The organism is Arthrobacter bambusae (assembly GCF_022606295.1).
GTDB classification, from domain to species: Bacteria; Actinomycetota; Actinomycetes; order Actinomycetales; family Micrococcaceae; genus Arthrobacter; species Arthrobacter bambusae_A.
Window position 1 is genome coordinate 36446 of sequence record NZ_JAHHZS010000014.1, and the last position, 18225, is coordinate 54670.

Annotated in this window: 16 protein-coding genes; 10 read left to right on the forward strand and 6 right to left on the reverse strand. The window is 63.8% G+C overall.

Going from position 1 to position 18225, the window contains the following annotated elements:
- Positions 1–22: 22 nt before the first annotated feature.
- Genes KNN17_RS11490 through KNN17_RS11500 form a run of 3 tightly spaced genes read right to left on the reverse strand, consistent with a single transcriptional unit; the run spans position 23 to position 2921 of the window.
- Positions 23–1192 carry a DUF4350 domain-containing protein gene (locus tag KNN17_RS11490; RefSeq protein WP_241709200.1) on the reverse strand — a complete coding sequence of 390 codons (1170 nt, stop codon included), beginning with the start codon at positions 1190–1192 and terminating at the stop codon, positions 23–25.
- Entirely contained in the window at positions 1189–1875 is a 687-nt protein-coding gene (locus tag KNN17_RS11495) for a DUF4129 domain-containing protein (protein WP_241709201.1), read from the reverse strand. Before KNN17_RS11495 ends, KNN17_RS11490 begins: the two co-directional genes overlap by 4 nt.
- Entirely contained in the window at positions 1872–2921 is a 1050-nt protein-coding gene (locus KNN17_RS11500; RefSeq protein ID WP_241709202.1) for a DUF7544 domain-containing protein, read from the reverse strand. The genes KNN17_RS11495 and KNN17_RS11500 overlap by 4 nt, the downstream gene beginning before the upstream one ends.
- Before the next feature lie 392 nt (positions 2922–3313).
- Here KNN17_RS11500 and mtrA point away from each other — a divergent pair, with 392 nt between their 5' ends.
- From mtrA to secA, 7 genes are all read left to right on the forward strand, one after another.
- A complete protein-coding gene (gene mtrA / locus KNN17_RS11505) occupies positions 3314–3988 on the forward strand; it encodes an MtrAB system response regulator MtrA (RefSeq protein ID WP_028264852.1) in 675 nt (224 codons plus the stop codon).
- A complete protein-coding gene (gene mtrB / locus KNN17_RS11510) occupies positions 3960–5939 on the forward strand; it encodes an MtrAB system histidine kinase MtrB (protein WP_241709210.1) in 1980 nt (659 codons plus the stop codon). The genes mtrA and mtrB overlap by 29 nt, the downstream gene beginning before the upstream one ends.
- Positions 5936–7672: an LpqB family beta-propeller domain-containing protein gene (locus KNN17_RS11515; protein ID WP_241709211.1), complete on the forward strand. Its 1737-nt coding sequence runs from the start codon at positions 5936–5938 to the stop codon at positions 7670–7672. The genes mtrB and KNN17_RS11515 overlap by 4 nt, the downstream gene beginning before the upstream one ends.
- Before the next feature lie 80 nt (positions 7673–7752).
- Positions 7753–8631 carry a ComF family protein gene (locus tag KNN17_RS11520; RefSeq protein WP_241709212.1) on the forward strand — a complete coding sequence of 293 codons (879 nt, stop codon included), beginning with the start codon at positions 7753–7755 and terminating at the stop codon, positions 8629–8631.
- Positions 8632–8789: 158 nt separating this feature from the next.
- Entirely contained in the window at positions 8790–9515 is a 726-nt protein-coding gene (gene hpf, locus KNN17_RS11525) for a ribosome hibernation-promoting factor, HPF/YfiA family (protein WP_241709213.1), read from the forward strand.
- 31 nt (positions 9516–9546) lie between these two features.
- Entirely contained in the window at positions 9547–10788 is a 1242-nt protein-coding gene (locus KNN17_RS11530; protein ID WP_241709214.1) for a winged helix-turn-helix domain-containing protein, read from the forward strand.
- Positions 10789–10922: 134 nt separating this feature from the next.
- Positions 10923–13667: a preprotein translocase subunit SecA gene (gene secA / locus KNN17_RS11535; protein WP_241709215.1), complete on the forward strand. Its 2745-nt coding sequence runs from the start codon at positions 10923–10925 to the stop codon at positions 13665–13667.
- A gap of 74 nt (positions 13668–13741) precedes the next feature.
- Here the strand turns inward: secA and KNN17_RS11540 are convergent, their stop codons facing one another.
- Both KNN17_RS11540 and KNN17_RS11545 read right to left on the reverse strand, forming a co-directional pair.
- Entirely contained in the window at positions 13742–14257 is a 516-nt protein-coding gene (locus KNN17_RS11540) for an Rv3235 family protein (RefSeq protein WP_241709216.1), read from the reverse strand.
- Between the two features lie 58 nt (positions 14258–14315).
- Positions 14316–15104, reverse strand: coding sequence for a LysM peptidoglycan-binding domain-containing protein (locus tag KNN17_RS11545; protein ID WP_241709217.1), 789 nt, complete (start codon positions 15102–15104; stop codon positions 14316–14318).
- Positions 15105–15248: 144 nt separating this feature from the next.
- Between KNN17_RS11545 and KNN17_RS11550 the strand changes: the two genes are divergently transcribed.
- A complete protein-coding gene (locus KNN17_RS11550) occupies positions 15249–15821 on the forward strand; it encodes a hypothetical protein (protein WP_241709218.1) in 573 nt (190 codons plus the stop codon).
- Between the two features lie 35 nt (positions 15822–15856).
- Here the strand turns inward: KNN17_RS11550 and KNN17_RS11555 are convergent, their stop codons facing one another.
- The gene (locus tag KNN17_RS11555; RefSeq protein ID WP_059387549.1) at positions 15857–16072 is read right to left on the reverse strand and encodes a helix-turn-helix domain-containing protein; all 216 of its coding nucleotides are present in this window, start codon (positions 16070–16072) and stop codon (positions 15857–15859) included.
- Between the two features lie 151 nt (positions 16073–16223).
- Between KNN17_RS11555 and KNN17_RS11560 the strand changes: the two genes are divergently transcribed.
- Positions 16224–16868 carry an SAF domain-containing protein gene (locus KNN17_RS11560; protein WP_241709275.1) on the forward strand — a complete coding sequence of 215 codons (645 nt, stop codon included), beginning with the start codon at positions 16224–16226 and terminating at the stop codon, positions 16866–16868.
- Entirely contained in the window at positions 16865–18178 is a 1314-nt protein-coding gene (locus tag KNN17_RS11565; RefSeq protein WP_241709219.1) for an AAA family ATPase, read from the forward strand. Before KNN17_RS11560 ends, KNN17_RS11565 begins: the two co-directional genes overlap by 4 nt.
- Positions 18179–18225: the final 47 nt, after the last annotated feature.

Sequence of the window (18225 nt, forward strand, 5' to 3'; positions counted from 1 at the left end):
TGATTGCTGAGCGGTTGATTACTCATGGGGCCGTTGCCTCCTGCTCGAGTCTTTCGATGCTTTGTGCCCAGTGGACCAGTTCTGATTCGCTGCGTGGCCGGTGGTCCAGCAGTACCGTCCGCAGTTCCTGTGCAGGCCGGGTGACCTTCCGGGACACGGCATCGAGGACGGCTTGTGCGCCGGCCTCAGGTCCGAGTCGGAAGTGCTTGGCAAGCCTGTTTAACGTGCCGGCCCGGAGATTATCGGCTGCCCGGCCCACAGCGCGGGAATCCTGGTACAGACGCGCGCGGCCTTCCGCGGTCTCCACGGCCTTGACCACCACCGGCAGCGGCTCGAACACCAGCGGACCAAGCCGCCTGCCCCGCCACAGCACGGCGAGCACCGCGATCACCGCCAACCACAAGCCCAGGAAGCCAACCCACGGTGGCGCCAAATCATTCAGCGTAGGCGGCCCGCCGTCATTCGGTACGTCTCCAAGGCCGGGCAGATACCAGACGAGATCCGGCGCAGGCCCGAGGGTTCGGAGTGCCAACGCGGCATTGCCTTCCACCTGAAGGAGATCATTGCTGAGCAGGGCTGCGCTGCCGAGTACCACCAGCCGTCCGTCCGCAGTGGCCGCGTACATGCCGCCGTCCTTGCTGCTCGGGCGGTAGCACATCGCTTCGGCCCCTGTGTAAAGGAACGCGCCCTTCGCGGAGACACTCCCTGCTGCCAGCGGATCGGCCTGACCGCATCCAGCTTCCAACGTTGACGTACCGTCGGGAACCACCCCGGCGCTATGGATCCCGCTGCCCAGTCCCGTGAGGGTGCGGAGCCCGGGGGCCACGACCACCACCCGCGCGGCCGTTTGCAGCAAGCTGCGCAACTGGGCGGAATCGAGATAGCCGTTGCGGTCATACAGGAAGACGGTGGCGCCCGGCTCCTTCGCCAGCAGCGAGGTGGTCTTCGCGAACGAATCGGATTCCGTGACCGCGACTCCGTGCCGCCGGAGGATTTCGGCGGCGGCCATCGCACCATCCGGCGCCGGATTGCCGGCGGAGAGGGGTGCGCTGTCCGGGTTCGCGGGGGACTGCGTCACCGTGACGACGCCCAATACCGCGACGATGGCACCGATGATGATCCAGGCCACATGGCGGCGCGACCAGGCCCGCAACTGCGCGGGCCATCGGAGCTCCTGGGTGTCGGCGGTCATCGCGGCACCGCCAAACCGATGGCGGGTTGGCCGGCGAAGTCAGGTTTCATGCCCGACAGTCCGGTGTCCAAGGCCAGCACTGCAGCATGATCGGAAGCCGTGGCAGTTGCTTTCCCGTACTTCACGCCATCGAAAATGCGGGCCGCTTCCTCGAGCCGCGAACTGGCTTCCCCGAATGCGCGTCCCAATTGAGCAGCCGCCTCGTCCGCGGTCCGGCCAGCCTGGATATCAATGATTGCCCGGTCCTCCGCGGAGCGGACCACAGCACGGAATTGTTCGACGACGGCCGTTTGCCAGTCCCCGCGGGTTGCCGCAGCAGCTGCCCGAGCGCGGAACGCGCCGGCGTCAGCTGTTGCCTCGCCGTCGAAAACATCCGCCGAGATCTTCTTCCGGGCGTTGAGCCTTGGCCTGACAACGATCACCGCGACCACGATGAGGACCACGGCCAGGGCGCCGATCAACGGCACTCCGATATTCGGCCCGCTGATGGAGTCGCCGTTCAAGGAGCGGAGCCAGTCGATGAACTGGTTCCATATCTGGTCTATCCAACTGGGTTTGGCGGCTGCGTACTGCGGTTTGGACAGTTCCTCAACCGCCCACCGTTGCGCTTCCGCGCGGTCTGGATCAACGGGAGGCTCGGAGGCGGCGAAAAGAAAGGCGAAGGGAGCGGATGCCGGAATCATCCTGTGGGGAAGCCCTGACCGGTGGTCGGCGGCCACGATTGCGCACCGGCTTGACGTGGCCCGCGGCGGCCCGGAACGCCGTCGGGATCTTCCCCGGTTTCCAGGAGGCGCAGGAGCTCCACGTCCAGTCCGTCGCGCCGCATCCTCAGGTCCATATAAATCAGGGCCGCTACCGAGGTTTGGAAAGCGAAGCCAACGGCGCTTACCAGGATCCCGACCACCAGCGAAACGACTGCCAGGACAATGGCCGTGGTGGTCACTTGCGGGGCCCCGGCATGGGGTGCGAACACAGCGGTTACTCCGCCGGACGCCAAGCTCAGGGGAATCTGGATGACCGACCCGATGATACCCACCATGAAGGCCACGAGCAGCGTGATTCCGAAGATCCGCCACCAGTTCCGGGTGGTCAGCGCCCACGAGCGTCGGAGACCGGCGAAGACGCCGAGTTCCTCTACGGTGATCGCCGCGGGGGCCACCATCAGCTTCGTGTAGATCCAGGCATATACGACGATCGCGCCCAGTCCCATTGGGAGAAGCAACAGCCCCCCGACCGGTCCCAATCCAGTCAGGATGAGGACGGCCAACAAGAACAGGACGAGGAAGAACAGCAACGCTCCGGCGAGGATGAGGGCGGCGAAGCCTACCAGGGGCCAGAGACGCGAGCGGGCGAGGGACCACATTTGCTTGAACCCGGTGGGCCGGTTCAACGCCGACCTGGCGACGGGAATCGCCATGACTCCTTGAAGGATGGCCGCCAGCACCATGGAGAGCAACGAGATTCCCATGATCCCGGCAGCCGCGCCAAGGACCGGGCTGAAGTATTGCGTCGCCTCGTCCTGGCTCGTGAAGCCCCCTACGGGAGGTCGGGCGATCCCTAGCGTGGCAAACTCGACCACCCCGCTCAATGCGCCGGTGATCGCCTGGACAATAAGGGCCGATCCAAACATGGTCTTCGCGTTCCGGCGGATGGTCTGGAACGCGCCGTCCATGATCTCACCGAAGAAGAGCGGGCGGAGGGGCACGATTCCGGGTTTCGGGGGAGCCACGTAGCGTGGCTGGCCATAGGGAGGTGGACTGCCGGCCGGCCAACGCGGATCGGCCGGCGCGCCCCACGCTTGCCCCGGATACTGCGGCGCGCCCCACTGTGGTTGCGCGCCCCACTGTGCTTGCGCGCCCCACTGTGGCTGCGCGCCGGGCGGGGGTGCGCCCCACGGCGGTCGGGGTCCCTGCTCAGGCCGGTATGCCGGGTCTGGCTGTGACACGTTTTCCTCCCCAAAAGATGCGTCCGCAGCAGTGCACCGACCCCGGAAGGGGCCGTTCGCACCAGCCTATAGTTCCGCCGTCGTGCCTCATAGCCCATTCGCTTGCGGGCTGCAGCGCGCCATGCCGTGATCGGGCTCAACGGGACAAAGGCTTGGTGATAAGGGAATATATAACTATGAAGGCACGCATCCTGGTAGTAGACGACGACGAAGCGCTGGCCGAAATGATCGGCATCGTGCTGCGGAACGACGGCTTCGACCCGGTTTTTTGCGCGGACGGTGGGCAAGCGCTGGAGGTCTTCCGTTCCTCAAAGCCAGATCTGGTACTGCTTGACCTGATGCTGCCCGGATCGGATGGCATCGAAGTGTGCCGCCAGATCCGCGGGGAGTCGGACGTCCCCATCGTCATGCTCACCGCCAAAGCGGACACCTCCGACGTCGTCCGCGGCCTTGAATCCGGTGCTGACGACTACGTGCCCAAGCCTTTCAAGCCTGCCGAGCTCGTGGCCCGGGTCCGTGCGCGGCTGCGCCCGGGAGACCAGAAGGCGCCCGAGACACTGCGGATTGCCGACGTCACCATTGACGTGGCGGGCCACTTGGTGACCCGCGGCGGAGAGCGGATTTCGCTGACGCCACTGGAATTCGATCTCTTGGTCGCCTTGGCGCGCAAGCCCTGGCAGGTCTTCACCCGTGAACTGCTCCTTGAGCAGGTATGGGGCTATCGACACGCCGCCGACACCCGGCTGGTCAACGTCCATGTCCAGCGCCTCCGGTCCAAGATCGAACGTGACCCGGAAGCTCCCGAAGTTGTATTGACGGTTCGTGGTGTCGGATATAAAGCAGGCGCCTGAGTCTTCCACCGGCGAGCCCGGCACTGACCAAGAGGCCGCGGCGGCCAAGGTCAAACATCCTGTTCCAGGACATCCTGTGCCGGAACACACGGACGCGCGGGCACTGAATCTCCCCTGGATCCTCGAGCGCACCCGCATATGGACGCGCCGCGCCCTCATCCTGGCACTGCGTGTCTCCCGCCTCGTGGTGACCGGACTTCGCCACATCCGGCCGGGAATCCGGTACTTGTGGCGCGCCCTGCTGCGCCGTTGGCGCCGCTCCCTCGAATTCAGGACCGTCGCGGTGACGATTGTGCTGTCGATGGTGTCTTTTGCGGTAGTCGGCGCGTACCTCTCAAACCAAATCGCGAACAACCTGTTCCAGGAACGTTTGAAGCAAGCCGAATCCGAGAGCCGCTACTACGTCAAGCAAGTCCAGGACACCTTCGACGGTTCACAAGCCAACGACCAGTCAAGCGTCATCACCCTCGTGTACGACACGCTCAAGGCAGTGGAGGGCAATGGCTCGGTCATCCAGCGGCGTTATGTCTTCGAAGCGATGCCCGAACAAACCAAGCCGCGCAACCGCTGGGTGGAATCGCGGGCCTCGGACCAATTGACGGTGCGCGTCATTCCTCCGGCACTTCGCAAGGCTGTGCAGGAATCGGGCAAGGACCAATACTGGGCATCCACTGAGTTCCCGGTCGGCAACCAGGACCATCCCGGCATCGCCGTCGGCAACAAGGTCACATTCAACGGCACGGTCTACGAGCTCTATCTCCTGTATGACCTGGATACCGCCCAACAAACCTTGGACGAAATCCAGAACGTGCTGTGGGCCGGCGGGGCCGCGCTCATCCTGATGATCGGCGGCATTGCCTGGTATGTGACCAGGAACGTCGTCAGTCCCGTGAGCCACGCCGCCGTCGTGTCCGAGAAGCTGGCCGCAGGCCAGTTGCAGGAGCGGATGGTGGTCAAGGGCGAAGACGAAGTAGCCAGGCTGGGCGCCTCCTTCAACCACATGGCCGCGAGCCTGCAGGAACAGATTACGCAGCTGGCCACCCTGTCCCAGATGCAGCAGCGCTTCGTCTCCGATGTGTCCCATGAACTGCGGACACCGCTCACCACCGTCCGGATGGCGGCGGAAGTGTTGTTCGATGCCAGGGACGACTTCGACCCCATCAACAAGCGCTCCGCGGAACTGCTCTACAACCAGGTGGAGCGTTTCCAGTCGCTGCTCTCGGACCTTCTGGAGATTTCGCGCTTCGACGCCGGGGCCGCGGTACTGGACGCCGAACCGACCGACATCTTCCAGGTCGTCGCCCACGTCATCGACGGCGCCTCGCCCGTCGCCGCAGAGTACGGCTCCGATGTGCGCCTTACCTCGCGGCACAAGCGCATCATCGTGGAGATGGACGCGCGGAGGATCGACCGCATCCTGCGGAACCTGCTGCTCAACGCCGTCGAACACGGCGAGGGGAAGCCTGTCCACGTTTCCGTTGCCGCCAACCACGATGCGGTCGCGATCTCGGTGCGTGACTTCGGCATAGGGATGACCGCGGCAGAAACCGCGCGGGTCTTTGATCGTTTCTGGCGCGCCGATCCCGCGCGTGCCCGGACCACGGGCGGCAGCGGATTGGGGCTTTCCATCGCCGCGGAGGACACCAAGCTCCACAACGGTTGGTTGCAGGCTTGGGGGCGCAAGGGATCCGGTTCCAACTTCCGGCTGACGCTGCCCCTCAAGAAGGGGGGCACCATCGTGAAATCGCCTTTGCAGCTTGAACCCGCGGACATCCATTTGCCCGGCGCGGCGCCGGAGCGCCACATGCTCGTCTTGGAAGCGGGCGATCCGCCCCCGGAGCGCGGTTCCGCCGTGGAGACTGGCCCGGCGGACGATCCGTCACTGCCGCCCGCACTGCCTGCGGCGCCCGACAACGACGTCGACGATCACCAAGGGGGGACGGCACCATGACTTTCCGACGCACCCGAGGGTCCGGGCGTCCGTACCTATTAAGGGCCGTGATTGCCGTTCTGGCCGTCCTCATGGTGGTTCTCAGTTCCTGCGCGCAGATTCCGCGGTCCGGGCCGGTGGGAAAGAGCAAGGACGAAAGCGCGGGCAACCCGAACGCTCCCGTCTTCTTCCCGCCGCCACCGCACCCCGGAGCCACCCCGGAGTCCATCATTGAAGACTTCTATGGTGCAGGCAGCGGTTACGAGGGCGACTACGCGGTGGCCCGGCAATACCTCACGCAGGCGCTGTCCGTCAGCTGGAAGTCCGACAAGCGCACGCTCGTTTTCCGCAAGGCGACCGTCGTCAAGACCGGCGTGGAGAATGAGTTCAAGTACCAGCTGGACCTCGCGTACTCGGTTGACGCCGACGGCGTTGCGACCCAGTTCCCGGAAGGAACCACCGAGACAATTCCGGTGACGCTGGAACAGGTCGACGGCGAGTGGCGGATCTCCGCGGTCCCGGACGGCACCGCGATCCCCGAAGAGACGTTCAAGGTCATCTACGCGGCCCAACCCATCTATTTCTACGACCCGACGTTTACGTATGCGGTTCCGGACGTCCGGTGGTTCATCAAGAAGAACACTGTGAAGGCCATGACCAGCGCCTTGCTCGACGGCCCTGCGCCCTACCTCCAAGGTGCGGTCGTCAGTGCTTTTCCTTCCGGCATGAAGCTGGCGAGGGAGTCGGTGCCTGTGGTGTCGGGAGCAGCGCAAGTGGACCTTTCCGCGAAGGAACTCGTGGATGCCTCAGCCGAGGACCGGCAGCGCATGCAAAACCAACTGACCCTGACGTTCCGCAGCCAGCCTGACGTGGTGAACGTCCAGCTGCGGGCAGACCAGGACCTTGTCCGGGTGGAGGACAACGGCTCGGTCCTTCCGCCGGTGCTGGAGAAGAACGCTCCTGCGCGCCAAATCGCCATCAGTAACAACGAACTGGTGCGCTACGAGAACAACAGGGTGTCCGCCCTTCCGGACATGCAGCCGGTGGCCGGACTGAACCCGAGCGCTCCCGCCGAGTCTCCGACATCACAGGCGGTGGCCTTCCTCAACGGTGCCGGCACGGTTCTGTATTCGATGATTCCGGGCCAGCCCGCCCGGCAATTGACAACCAGGACCACCCTGAGCCATCCCTCGTTCAGCCCGCAGGACTGGGTCTGGACGGCAGGTCCGGGGGGCAACGGTGCCACCGAGGTGGTGGCGTTCAAACCGTCCAATGTTCCTCAAGGCCAGCCCGTCCCCACTGTGACGATGACGCCGCCATGGCTGGCAGGGCGCGTGGTGAGGGACTTCCGGGTTTCCCGCGAAGGGACCCGCGCACTGGTCATCTCCGAGATGAACGGCAAGTCATCGGTGCAGGTGACCGGTATTCTCCGCAATCCCGACGGCACGCCTAAGGATCTGACGCCACCCACAACCTTGTTCTCGTCCACACCTGTTGATCAAGGGGTCTGGGTCAATTCCACGACGGTCGCGGTGATGAAAGCCTCGTCAACCGATAACGTGGTTCCCGAACTGTTGTCCTTGACGTCGGGCCAGCCGCAGCTGTTGCCTGCATGGCCGAACCTGACAACCATCAGTGCGGGCAACGGACCCGAGCAGATTTTCGGACAGTCGGGGGCCGGTGTGTTCCAACGGGTGGGCAACGGCTGGGAACTGCAACTCAAGGGTCCGATAGACCCTTCGTTCCCCGGCTAGGCGCCTTCTGCGAAACTCGGGTTTCCACATAGCCCGCTTGGGGAGTGTTTGCCGACGGCGATGAGCCGGATGCTGGGGGCATGGGAACTGAAAGCCGTTGCCGGGAGCGCGACCCGGACCTTGCCGTCGTCCCGGGTGGCGGCGCGCGCCATCGGGGAGTCCATCATTCCCGATTGGCGAGGTTTGCGCTGGGCGCAGGGGACTCCTTCCTTGAGTTGCTGGCGGTTCTTGCCCCGGTGGAATGTGTGTGCTGCGGTTCCGAGGATTCGGCGCTCTGCGGCACCTGTGCACGGCACCTCCGCCTTCTGTGCTCCCGACCATTCCGCGCTGAAGGGCAAGCTCCGGCCTTGCTCACGGTGGATGGAACCGTGCTCCTGCCCGTTGTCGCGGGCGGACACTATCGGGACGAATTGGCCCAGGCCCTTCTCTCCTTCAAGCATCTGGGCCAGGGACGGCTTGCCTCGGTGCTCGCGCCTGCACTGGGCACGGCCATCCGGTCTGCCGTTGGCGACGGGGAGGGCATCTGCCTTGTCCCTGTCCCCAGCAGCAATGCGGCCTTCCGGCGTCGCGGATTCAGCCCGGTCCATCTCCTGCTCGGCCGCCTGCGGCGCCTGGACGCCTTGCCGGGCATGCACCTGGCGGATGCGTTGAAGACGGCGCCCGGACCGGGAAACGGGCAAAAGGGTTTGGGCCGCGGCGAGCGTGCGCGCCGTGTCCGCGGCTCCATGACCGTTCGGCTTCTCCGAAAAGGTTCCCTGGAGGGCCGGGCTTGCGTCATCGTCGACGACGTCCTCACCACGGGTGCCACCCTCGCCGAAGCCGCCCGGGCAGTGTCGGCGGCTGGAGGTGTGGTGTGTGGCGCTGTGGTCCTTGCAGCCACCCGGCCACCGGCCGGAAGGGACCTTCCTACGGGCGGACCAGCTGCCCTGCCCGAATCGACTCAAACAAAAAATAAGTGACGAAAGGATGAATTACCCGTGGCGATGAACTAACGTCGGTTATGGGTACCAAGAACAGATGTACCTGTCGATAGCGGCTCGGAAAGGGGCTCGACTGTCCGTCAGATCAGCCCCGAGAAGCGCCCTTATCGTGTCACCTGAGTTGTTTGGAGGGCACCATGGAGTTCATGATCAGCGGCCGTAATCTGACCGTTTCGGATCGCTTCCGCGAGTATGCCGGCGAGAAGATTTCAAAGATTGAATCGCTTGGGGACAAGGTCCAGAGGGTTGACGCGAAGGTTTCTAAGGAAACCAACCCGCGCCAGACACCGGGCCAGCTCACGGTGGAAGTAACAGTTCTGGGCCGGGGCCCTGTGATCCGGGCCGAAGCGAGCGCCGCTGACAAATTTGCCGCCTTTGATCTCGCCTACAGCAAGCTGCTGGAAAGACTCCGCAGGGCCAAGGACCGCAAGAAGGTCCACCACGGCCGCCACACCCCCAAAGCCGTTCGTGAGGCTACTGCGACGCTTGAGCCTGCCAGCGCGAGCGAACCCATCTATGTAGAGGCCAGCAACCACCAGGAGCCAACGACGCCACCGGTGGAGAGCTCGCCCTACGACGTCGACAACGACATTCCGGCCGGTGATTCCCCGGTCCTGATTCGTCGCAAGGTTTTCCCCGCCGCTTCGCTCACCCTTGATGACGCGGTGGACAACATGGAATTGGTGGGCCATAATTTCTACCTGTTCGTGGACAAGGAAACCAACACGCCGTCGGTTGTCTACCGTCGCCGTGGCTGGACATATGGAGTAATCACTCTGGACTCCACATGCGAACCAGGAGACGAACCCGTGGAGGAACAGATCCACGCTTACCGTTCGAAGGACCAGGCCGCCACGGCCTAGGCCGCCTTCGTATTCCCATGAAAGGACTGGCATGGCCGCTTCGCTGAGCCTGTTGCAGGCACGGCGGATTGCATTGGCGGCCCAAGGACTGGACAAGGAACGGCCCACCGGCCCCGTGACTTCACGGGCGGTGGGCCGCACCTTTGCCCGCCTCCAGGTGGTGCAGATCGACTCCGTCAATGTCCTCTCCCGCAGTCACTACCTTCCGTTCTTCTCGCGGCTTGGCAATTACGACCGAAGCATCCTTCACGCCATGGCCGGGCGAAGTCCCCGGCGCATGATGGAGTATTGGGCACACGAGGCCAGCTTCATCCGCCCGGAACACTTTCAGGATCTGCTTCTTTGGCAAAACCGTGCCTGGGTGGGCGCGGCCCACCTGGAACGCGGAATCCGGGAGGACATGGCCAGCCGGATCCTGGGCGCGCTCGCCTCAGGGCGCCCCATGACTGCCGCGCAATTGACCGCGCACCTGGGGCACCAGGAAGATCGGCAGCACGATAACTGGGGTTGGAACTGGAACCTCGTCAAAAGGGTTTTGGAGTACCTGTTTGAAGAAGGACTCGTGACGGCTGCGTCCAGGACGGAGCAGTTCGAGCGCCGGTACACGCTGACGTCGAGGGTTCTTCCTCCGGGGCTGCCTGGAGTCGCTGCCCGCGCGGGATCGCTCCCGGACGGGGACTCCGATCTGTCGGTAGCGGCCATGGACCGGCTGATCGACGCCGCAGCCCAGGCCCACGGCATCGGAACAATCCGTTGCTTCGCCGATTATTTCAGGACTCCGGTGAAGGCCGCTGCGGCATCGATCGACAGGCTTGTTGCCACCGGGCGCCTGGAGCCGGTCACCGTGCGTGGCTGGGACCGGGCCTTGTACCGGCATGTGGACGCCAGGCTGCCGCGGGCGGCCACGGGCCGCGCACTGCTCAGCCCGTTCGATTCACTCGTCTTTGAGCGCAGAAGGCTCGAGGAACTGTTCGGCTTCCATTACCGGATCGAGATCTACACGCCTGCGGAGAAGCGCAAGTTCGGTTACTACGTGCTGCCCTTCCTCCTCCGCGACGCCGTGGTCGCACGCGTGGATCTCAAGGCGGACCGCGCGGCGAAGCAGCTTCTGGTGCGTGCCGCCCATGCGGAGCCGGACGCTCCGGCGGACACCGCCGTCGAGCTTTCCGCTGAGCTGCGCCTGATGGCCGAGTGGCTGGGCCTCGACGACGTCGTCGTGTCCCCGATGGGCGATCTCTCGCCGGCGCTCGCCTCGGAACTGGCCCGCGGCTGAGATCCGGAGGGGCCGGCAGCGGCCTTGCGGGCGTTTGCGCTCCGCTCTCAGGGAAACGGGGCCGCGTGGCGCTGGTCTCTCCCGTAGACTGAAACCGCCAGAATTCGGCAGCTTGAGACTGGGAGCAACTTTACGTGGCATCACTTATCGAAAAACTTCTCCGCACGGGTGACAAAAAAACCCTGAGGCAACTGCGGACCTATGCCGATTCCATCAACGCCCTCGAAGACTCTTTCAAGACCTTCTCAGACGCCGAATTGCGCGAGGAGACGGACAGGCTGCGCGCCCGTCACGAGGACGGCGAGCAGCTGGACGATCTCCTGCCGGAGGCTTTCGCGGCCGTGCGTGAGGCTTCCTCCCGCACCCTGGGCATGCGCCACTTCGATGTCCAGCTCATGGGCGGCGCCGCTCTTCACCTCGGCAATATCGCCGAAATGAAGACCGGTGAAGGAAAGACCCTCGTGGCCACGGCTCCGGCTTTCCTCAATGCGCTGACCGGCAAAGGCGTGCACGTCGTCACAGTCAACGACTACCTCGCCGAATACCAGTCCGAACTCATGGGCCGCGTCTACCGGTTCCTTGGCCTCAGCAGCGGTTGCATCCTGTCCAACCAGGATCCCGAAGTGCGCCGTCAGATGTACGCGGCGGACATCACCTATGGCACGAACAACGAATTCGGCTTCGACTACTTGCGCGACAACATGGCGTGGGACAAATCGGAGCTTGTGCAGCGCGGCCACCACTTCGCGATTGTCGACGAAGTAGACTCCATCCTCATCGACGAGGCCCGTACGCCGCTCATTATTTCCGGTCCGGCCCAGGGTGACACCAACCGCTGGTACAGCGAATTCGCCAAGGTCGTGCAGCGTCTCCAGGCTGAAACCGACTATGAGGTCGACGAAAAGAAGCGCACTGTCGGCGTTCTCGAAGCCGGCATCGAGAAGGTCGAGGACTACCTCGGCATCCAGAACCTCTACGAATCCGCCAACACTCCGCTCATTGGGTTCTTGAACAATGCCATCAAGGCCAAAGAGCTCTTCAAGCGGGACAAGGACTACGTCATCCTGGACGGCGAAGTCCTCATTGTCGACGAACACACCGGGCGCATCCTTGCCGGACGGCGTTACAACGAAGGCATGCACCAGGCGATCGAAGCCAAGGAAAACGTCGAGATCAAGGCCGAGAACCAGACTCTCGCCACGGTGACCCTGCAGAACTACTTCCGCATGTACTCCAAGCTCTCGGGCATGACCGGCACAGCCGAAACCGAAGCCGCGGAGTTCATGAGCACGTACAAGCTTGGCGTGGTGCCTATTCCCACCAACCGGGACATGCAGCGCATCGACCAGTCGGACCTCGTGTACAAGAACGAAATCGTGAAGTTCGAAGCTGTGGTGAAGGACATCGCGGAACGGCACGAAAAGGGCCAACCCGTGCTCGTCGGCACCACGAGCGTGGAGAAAAGCGAATACCTTGCCAAGCTGTTGGCCAAGGACGGCATCCGGCACGAGGTCCTGAACGCGAAGAACCACGCGCGGGAAGCCGCGATTGTCGCGCAAGCGGGACGCAAGGGCGCCGTCACGGTAGCCACCAATATGGCCGGCCGTGGTACGGACATCATGCTGGGCGGCAACGCCGAGTTCACGGCCATCGCCGAACTGGCAAAGCGCGGCCTGGACCCTGAAGAAAACTCCGAGGAGTACGAGGCCGCGTGGCCGGAAGCACTCGAAGCGGCCAAGCAGGCAGTCAAGGACGAGCATGAGGAAGTGCTTGAACTTGGCGGGCTGTATGTCCTAGGCACGGAACGCCACGAATCCCGTCGAATCGACAACCAGCTCCGTGGCCGCTCCGGGCGTCAGGGTGACCCGGGGGAGTCCCGCTTCTACCTCTCGCTGACCGATGATCTGATGAGGCTCTTCAACTCCGGTGCGGCCGAGCGCCTGATGAACAGCTCGGTGCCGGACGACGTTGCCCTCGAATCCAAGCTCGTGTCCCGTGCAATTGCGTCGGCCCAGGGCCAGGTTGAAGGGCGCAACGCCGAGCAGCGAAAGAACGTCCTCAAGTACGACGACGTCCTGAACCGCCAGCGCGAAGCCATTTACGGCGACCGCAGGCGGATCCTGGAGGGCGACGACCTGCACGAGAAGGTCCAGTTCTTCCTGGAGGACACCATCAACGCCCTGATCGATGCCGCCACGGCAGAGGGAACCGGCGATGATTGGGACTTCCACCAACTCTGGACCAATCTCAAGACGCTGTACCCGGTAACCGTTACCGCCCAGGAGATTATTGACGAAGCCGGCGGCAAGGCCCGCGCCTCCGTTGAATTCCTCAAAAACGAGATTCTTTCGGACGCGCAGCTCGTTTACAAGGAGCGGGAAGAAGCCATCGGCGCCGAGAACATGCGCGAGCTCGAGCGCAGGGTTGTCCTCTCGGTCCTTGGACGCAAGTGGCAGGAACACCTCTATGAGATGGACTACCTCAAAGAGGGCATCGGCCTGCGCGCCATGGCCCAAAGGGATCCGCTGGTCGAGTACCAGCGTGAGGGATTCACGATGTTCCAGAGCATGATGGAGGCCATCCGCGAGGAGAGCGTCGGTTTCCTCTTCAACCTGGAAGTGGAAGTAACGCCCGCCGAAGACGTGGTGGTGGTGGACGGCAGCCCCGAAGGCGGTCACGTCGAACATCACGATCCGCAGATCCGCGCGGCCGGCCTCGAAGCCCCGGAGAAGCCTGTCCAGCTGCAGTACACAGCACCTGGAGAGGACGGCGCGAGCCAGACCCGCGTTGAGGGGCGGACCTCGGGACGCTCAGGCAACCCGGCCAAAGCCGCCGCCGATGACAAGCAGCGTGGATCCAACAAGAGGAAGCGCCGCTAACACTGCAGCGAAAACGGAGAGGGACCAGACCACCAGTTCTGGTCCCTCTCCGTTTGCTGCTTTGAACCCCGCCGTCAGCCGATTTCGAGGGCGGTGACCTTCCACGCGCCGTTGTTCCCTTCAAGCCTCATGGCTACGGCGCGGGAGCGGAGCTCTTCGGAGACGACCACGCTGGCCTCATACACTCCGTCCGTCACCGCGCAGAGGTGCACGGAGCGGACCATCGGACTTCGGTGAAGCCTGGATTGCCCGCCCTGGGCACTCGCGGCATGGGCCCTGGTCAGTGCGGCCCTATGCTGCAGTGCGGCGAGGCAGCCCGGATCCAGGGTCCGTGAGAGCTGTTGCACCGGCCGGGTACCGGCAAGGACTTCGACCGCAGCTTGGGCGATGGTACGGGCCAGTGCACGGATTTCCCCGTCGAGGCCAAGGAGCCGAGCTGGTTTACCGGTAGACGATGGCCCCTTATCGGAAGGCCCGCCCACCCCGGCCTTGGCGCGAGGCGAAACCACTGTTGAACGGGAGGCGATGGGTGGCGAAGCTGCCAGTCGGTCTGCATGGGGCGCGGTGTAGATGGCTGGTGATGCACTCATGGGCTTCCTCGGTTGCGAATCGCTGGTCGGCGGCGGATGGCGGTGGATCGGCTGGTGGCTACCCAGGTGGTGGTTGCAGGATCTGGCCCGGGATAAGGAGACCAGGGTCGTCTCCGATGACGTTCCGGTTTGTGGCGTACCATTTCGGCCAGTGGAGGGCAATGTCGACGTCGCTGGCCATGGGGCCGAGCTGCCGGGCGGCAATGGACCACAATGAATCTCCCCGCTTCACCACCACTTCGCCTCGCTCCGGTGAGGCATGCTGTTCGGCTGCCCGCTGTGGCCTGGTTCCCAGAAGCCCCGGGTCGGCGACGGGTGGCCGGGGCTGCCAATGCGGGTCGATCTCGGATGATCCGGACTCACTCAAGGGAACGGCTGAGGGATGGCGAGAGAGGCCGCGGCCGGGCATCCATTGGGCAGAGATGCTGCTGGACGTCGCTGAGTCGTGGGTCGGGCTCCAGGCCGGTTCGAGCTGTTCCGTTGGCGACGCGCTCGCCAACGTAATCCCCGAGAGATTCAGGCCCAGAATCGCAACAGCCAGTCTGCGCATGAAAGCCGGGCTGAGTTTGGCGGCGGCGCCCGCGCAACGATCCTTGCCTGATTGCCGGAGGAGCGCGGCGGCCACTGCCAGAAGGAACGTCGCGATCCACCAGGCCCCGATTCCCAGTCCAGCGGCAATTGCGATAAATCCCAGGAGATCGTCGAACATGGGTGCCTGGAGTCGTTCCGCCGCGGAGTGCCACCGGTCTATCAAGATCAAGCCGGCGACAGCGAGCAAAAGAGAGAGCGCCAGGATGGTCACTGCCATTGCAACGTCGTTCCGAAGGAGTCTTTTGCTCTGTTCCATGGGTTCCCCTTACCCAGTTGATGTTATTTGATGCACTTTGATAGCGATTGATTTATTTTGACCACAATAAGTGAATTTTGTCTAGGATTTGCTTGACTGTGAAGAAGGATTGACCACGGGGGAGTGCCCGCTTACGCTGACGCAATGCGTTGGGATGCTCTGTTTGAAGACATGGAGGCGCAACTGGCCTCCGAGCGATTACTGGGACTTGAATCCGAAATTTCAGAGCGGGCGCGGGTGGAGATCGCCGGCATCGAGGTGTTCGACAGGCTGCGTGGAGCCATCGGCCGGAAGATTGAGGTGAAGCTCCGGTCCGGGACACAGGTGTCCGGGACGCTTAGCCATGTCGGCAGGGAAACCTTGGTCCTGGACGAAGGTCGCCACCAGTGGTTGGTGCCTGTAACGGCCGCCCTGACATATCAGGGCCTGGGCCGGCACGTCCTGCCGGGACAGTCGAAGGTGTCGCAGCGGCTAGGCCTGGCCAGCGCGCTCCGAATGCTGGCCCGCGACAGGGCGGAACTGGCTGTTCATTTGCTTGAGCCGGTGCGGGAGGAGCGGACAATGCGCGGCGTCATCGATCGCGTGGGCAAGGACCACTTTGACCTCGCCATGATGTTGCCGGGCGAAGTCCGCCGGGCCGGCAATGTTGTGTCGGTGGCGACGGTTCCGTTCCAGTCACTCGCCGCGCTGCGTTCATTGCGGGGCCGGGACACCTAGTGGGGGCAGGCTTCCCGCCGCGACCTGGGCAGTGATCAGGACGACTTTGACTTGGCCTCTTGGATGATCCTGCTGGCCTCGGCATAGCGTTCCTCGATGTACTGCTCCAGCATCTTCTCTTCGACGCGCCACTGGCCCCTGCCACCGACTTGGATGGCCTTGAGTTCTCCGCTTCGCACCAAGGCGTATGCCTGCGGGGAGTTGATCTGAAGCTGTTCGGCGACATCAGCCAGAGTGAGGAATCGGGGCATGCATCCATTTTGCCACTGTTCCACCCACTTGCCGGGGTTATCCACAGTTGACGTAATTTGAGCCATGTGGCTTTCGGATGCGAGCAAAATGCGGTCAGAATATAGGCCAGTGGAGGTCGACGCCGACAAACTACGCAAATGGGGGAGCAAGATGGGTGTAACTACGGCGGCCGCTGGAGCTCGGCTCAGGAAACCGTCATGGAGGGATCCGAGGCTTTTGGTGGGGATTCTCCTGGTCTTGGCATCGCTGGCTGGAGTCATCGCACTCGTTGGAACCGCGGACCGCACCATACAGGTGTATGCGGCGCGAGGGCCGATTGCAGTGGGTCAGAGAGTCAGCAAGGACGATCTTGCGATCGTCAACGTCCGGCTCGACGACATTGAGTCCAGCTACGTTACCCTGGCGGACGGCCTGCCCGAGGGAAGAGTCGCCGTCCAAAGAATTGCCAAGAACCAACTCGTCCCGCAGGAAAGCCTGGGGGCCGCAGACTCCCTTGACCGCAAGCCGGTGGCGATCACGATCCAGGAATCACTGCCTCCCCAGGCGGTGGCCGGATCCCGCGTTGACGTCTGGGTAGCCCTGCCTGATGCGCGCAACGGCTTCGGCACGCCGCAATTGCTGTTGCCCGGCGCGGAGATCGCCCAGGTCACGGAAGGTGCATCCACCCTTGGAGCGTCCAAGGAGAAAGTGGTTCTGGTCCTCGTGAACGATGAGCACATGCCGAAACTTCTTGGAGCGCAGGCAAACAAAGCGAAGATTGCCGTCGTATGGAACCCGGGCGGTGCCGGCAAATGAGCATCCCCGTTGTCACAGTCGGGCAGTCCCGGGAAGACTTGGTCGGGGGACTCGAGCGGCTCCACGGGCCGGTGACTGTGGTGCGCCGGTGCGGTGAACTCGCGGAACTTCTGGGTGCTTGCCAAAGCGGCCTCGCGCGCGCAGCGGTCATAGCCGAAGGTGCGGGAGAGCTGACGGCATCGCTGGTCGACCGGCTCGCGGCTGTCGGAGTCTCCATCGTTGCACTCAGCGACGACCCGGGGGAAGCGGGCCGCCTGCGCAGCATCGGCGTCGTGACGGCGTCGTTGGAGGTGGACTCGGCAACGTTGGCTTCCAAGATCTCCGACGCCGTAGGCCAACTGCCCGGACAAGGTAGGCGACGCGCGGAACCACGGGACTCCGGATATGCGGACACCGCCGCGGAACTCCGTCCCGCTGATGCTCCGGAAGAACCGGAACACCTGCCGGCTGGTGCTGGGCGGATCGTCGCGGTCTGGGGGCCAACCGGGGCGCCCGGCAGGACTCTCGTGGCAGTCAATATCGCTGCGGAGCTGGCGGCTGAAGGCAAGTCGGTGGTCCTTCTCGATGCTGACAGCTACGGGGCAAGTGTCGCGGCGTCGCTGGGCTTGCTCGACGAATCTGCAGGACTGGCGCAGGCTTGCCGGCTGGCGGATCAAGGATTGTTGGATGCCGAATCGCTCAAGCGGATCGCCGCGCCTGTCTTCGCCAAAGGAACCAGCCTCCGGGTCCTCACGGGCATTACGCGCTCTGATCGGTGGACCGAACTCCGGGCCGCCGCGCTCTCCTCGGTGCTTGAACTCGCCAAGGAGATCGCGGAAATTGTGGTGGTCGATGCGGGTTTCTGCCTTGAAGCCGACGAGGAACTCAGCTTCGACACGATGGCCCCGCGGCGCAACGCAGCCACCCTGCGAAGCATAGAACTGGCGGACACCGTTTTCTCCGTGGGCGCGGCCGACGCCATCGGGGTTCCGCGACTCGTGCGTGGCCTCGCGGAACTTGAACGGGCAGTCCCTCACGCGGCTCCCCGGGTGGTCTTGAACAAGGTGCGGGCAGCATCCGCGGGCCGATCGCCCGAACGGGAGCTCCGCGAAGCATGGGAGCGATACGGCCCGGGCCACAGCATCGAGGTATTCCTTCCGTCCGATCCTGGAGCGTGCGACTCCGCCCTGCTATCCGGCGCCGTGCTCTTTGAAGCTGCACCCGAGTCTGCCTTGCGGCTCGCAATTGCAAAAATGGTCTGTGCACCTGTCCAGCAAAATCGTAAATCCTCTGTCATTTATTCCAGAGCAAGGCGAAGTCTAAAGCGTTAGGCTCGCCATGTGGGCTGCAAGGACGCAGCAATCGAGATGTGATGGAG

Bases quoted from the DNA above. Each gene is read 5' to 3' on its own strand.
- KNN17_RS11490 (WP_241709200.1), bottom strand. From the start codon at position 1,192: ATGACCGCCGACACCCAGGAGCTCCGATGGCCCGCGCAGTTGCGGGCC.
- KNN17_RS11495 (WP_241709201.1), bottom strand. From the start codon at position 1,875: ATGATTCCGGCATCCGCTCCCTTCGCCTTTCTTTTCGCCGCCTCCGAG.
- mtrA (WP_028264852.1), top strand. From the start codon at position 3,314: ATGAAGGCACGCATCCTGGTAGTAGACGACGACGAAGCGCTGGCCGAA.
- KNN17_RS11515 (WP_241709211.1), top strand. From the start codon at position 5,936: ATGACTTTCCGACGCACCCGAGGGTCCGGGCGTCCGTACCTATTAAGG.
- KNN17_RS11520 (WP_241709212.1), top strand. From the start codon at position 7,753: ATGGGAACTGAAAGCCGTTGCCGGGAGCGCGACCCGGACCTTGCCGTC.
- hpf (WP_241709213.1), top strand. From the start codon at position 8,790: ATGGAGTTCATGATCAGCGGCCGTAATCTGACCGTTTCGGATCGCTTC.
- KNN17_RS11530 (WP_241709214.1), top strand. From the start codon at position 9,547: ATGGCCGCTTCGCTGAGCCTGTTGCAGGCACGGCGGATTGCATTGGCG.
- KNN17_RS11540 (WP_241709216.1), bottom strand. From the start codon at position 14,257: ATGAGTGCATCACCAGCCATCTACACCGCGCCCCATGCAGACCGACTG.
- KNN17_RS11545 (WP_241709217.1), bottom strand. From the start codon at position 15,104: ATGGAACAGAGCAAAAGACTCCTTCGGAACGACGTTGCAATGGCAGTG.
- KNN17_RS11550 (WP_241709218.1), top strand. From the start codon at position 15,249: ATGCGTTGGGATGCTCTGTTTGAAGACATGGAGGCGCAACTGGCCTCC.
- KNN17_RS11555 (WP_059387549.1), bottom strand. From the start codon at position 16,072: ATGCCCCGATTCCTCACTCTGGCTGATGTCGCCGAACAGCTTCAGATC.
- KNN17_RS11560 (WP_241709275.1), top strand. From the start codon at position 16,224: ATGGGTGTAACTACGGCGGCCGCTGGAGCTCGGCTCAGGAAACCGTCA.
- KNN17_RS11565 (WP_241709219.1), top strand. From the start codon at position 16,865: ATGAGCATCCCCGTTGTCACAGTCGGGCAGTCCCGGGAAGACTTGGTC.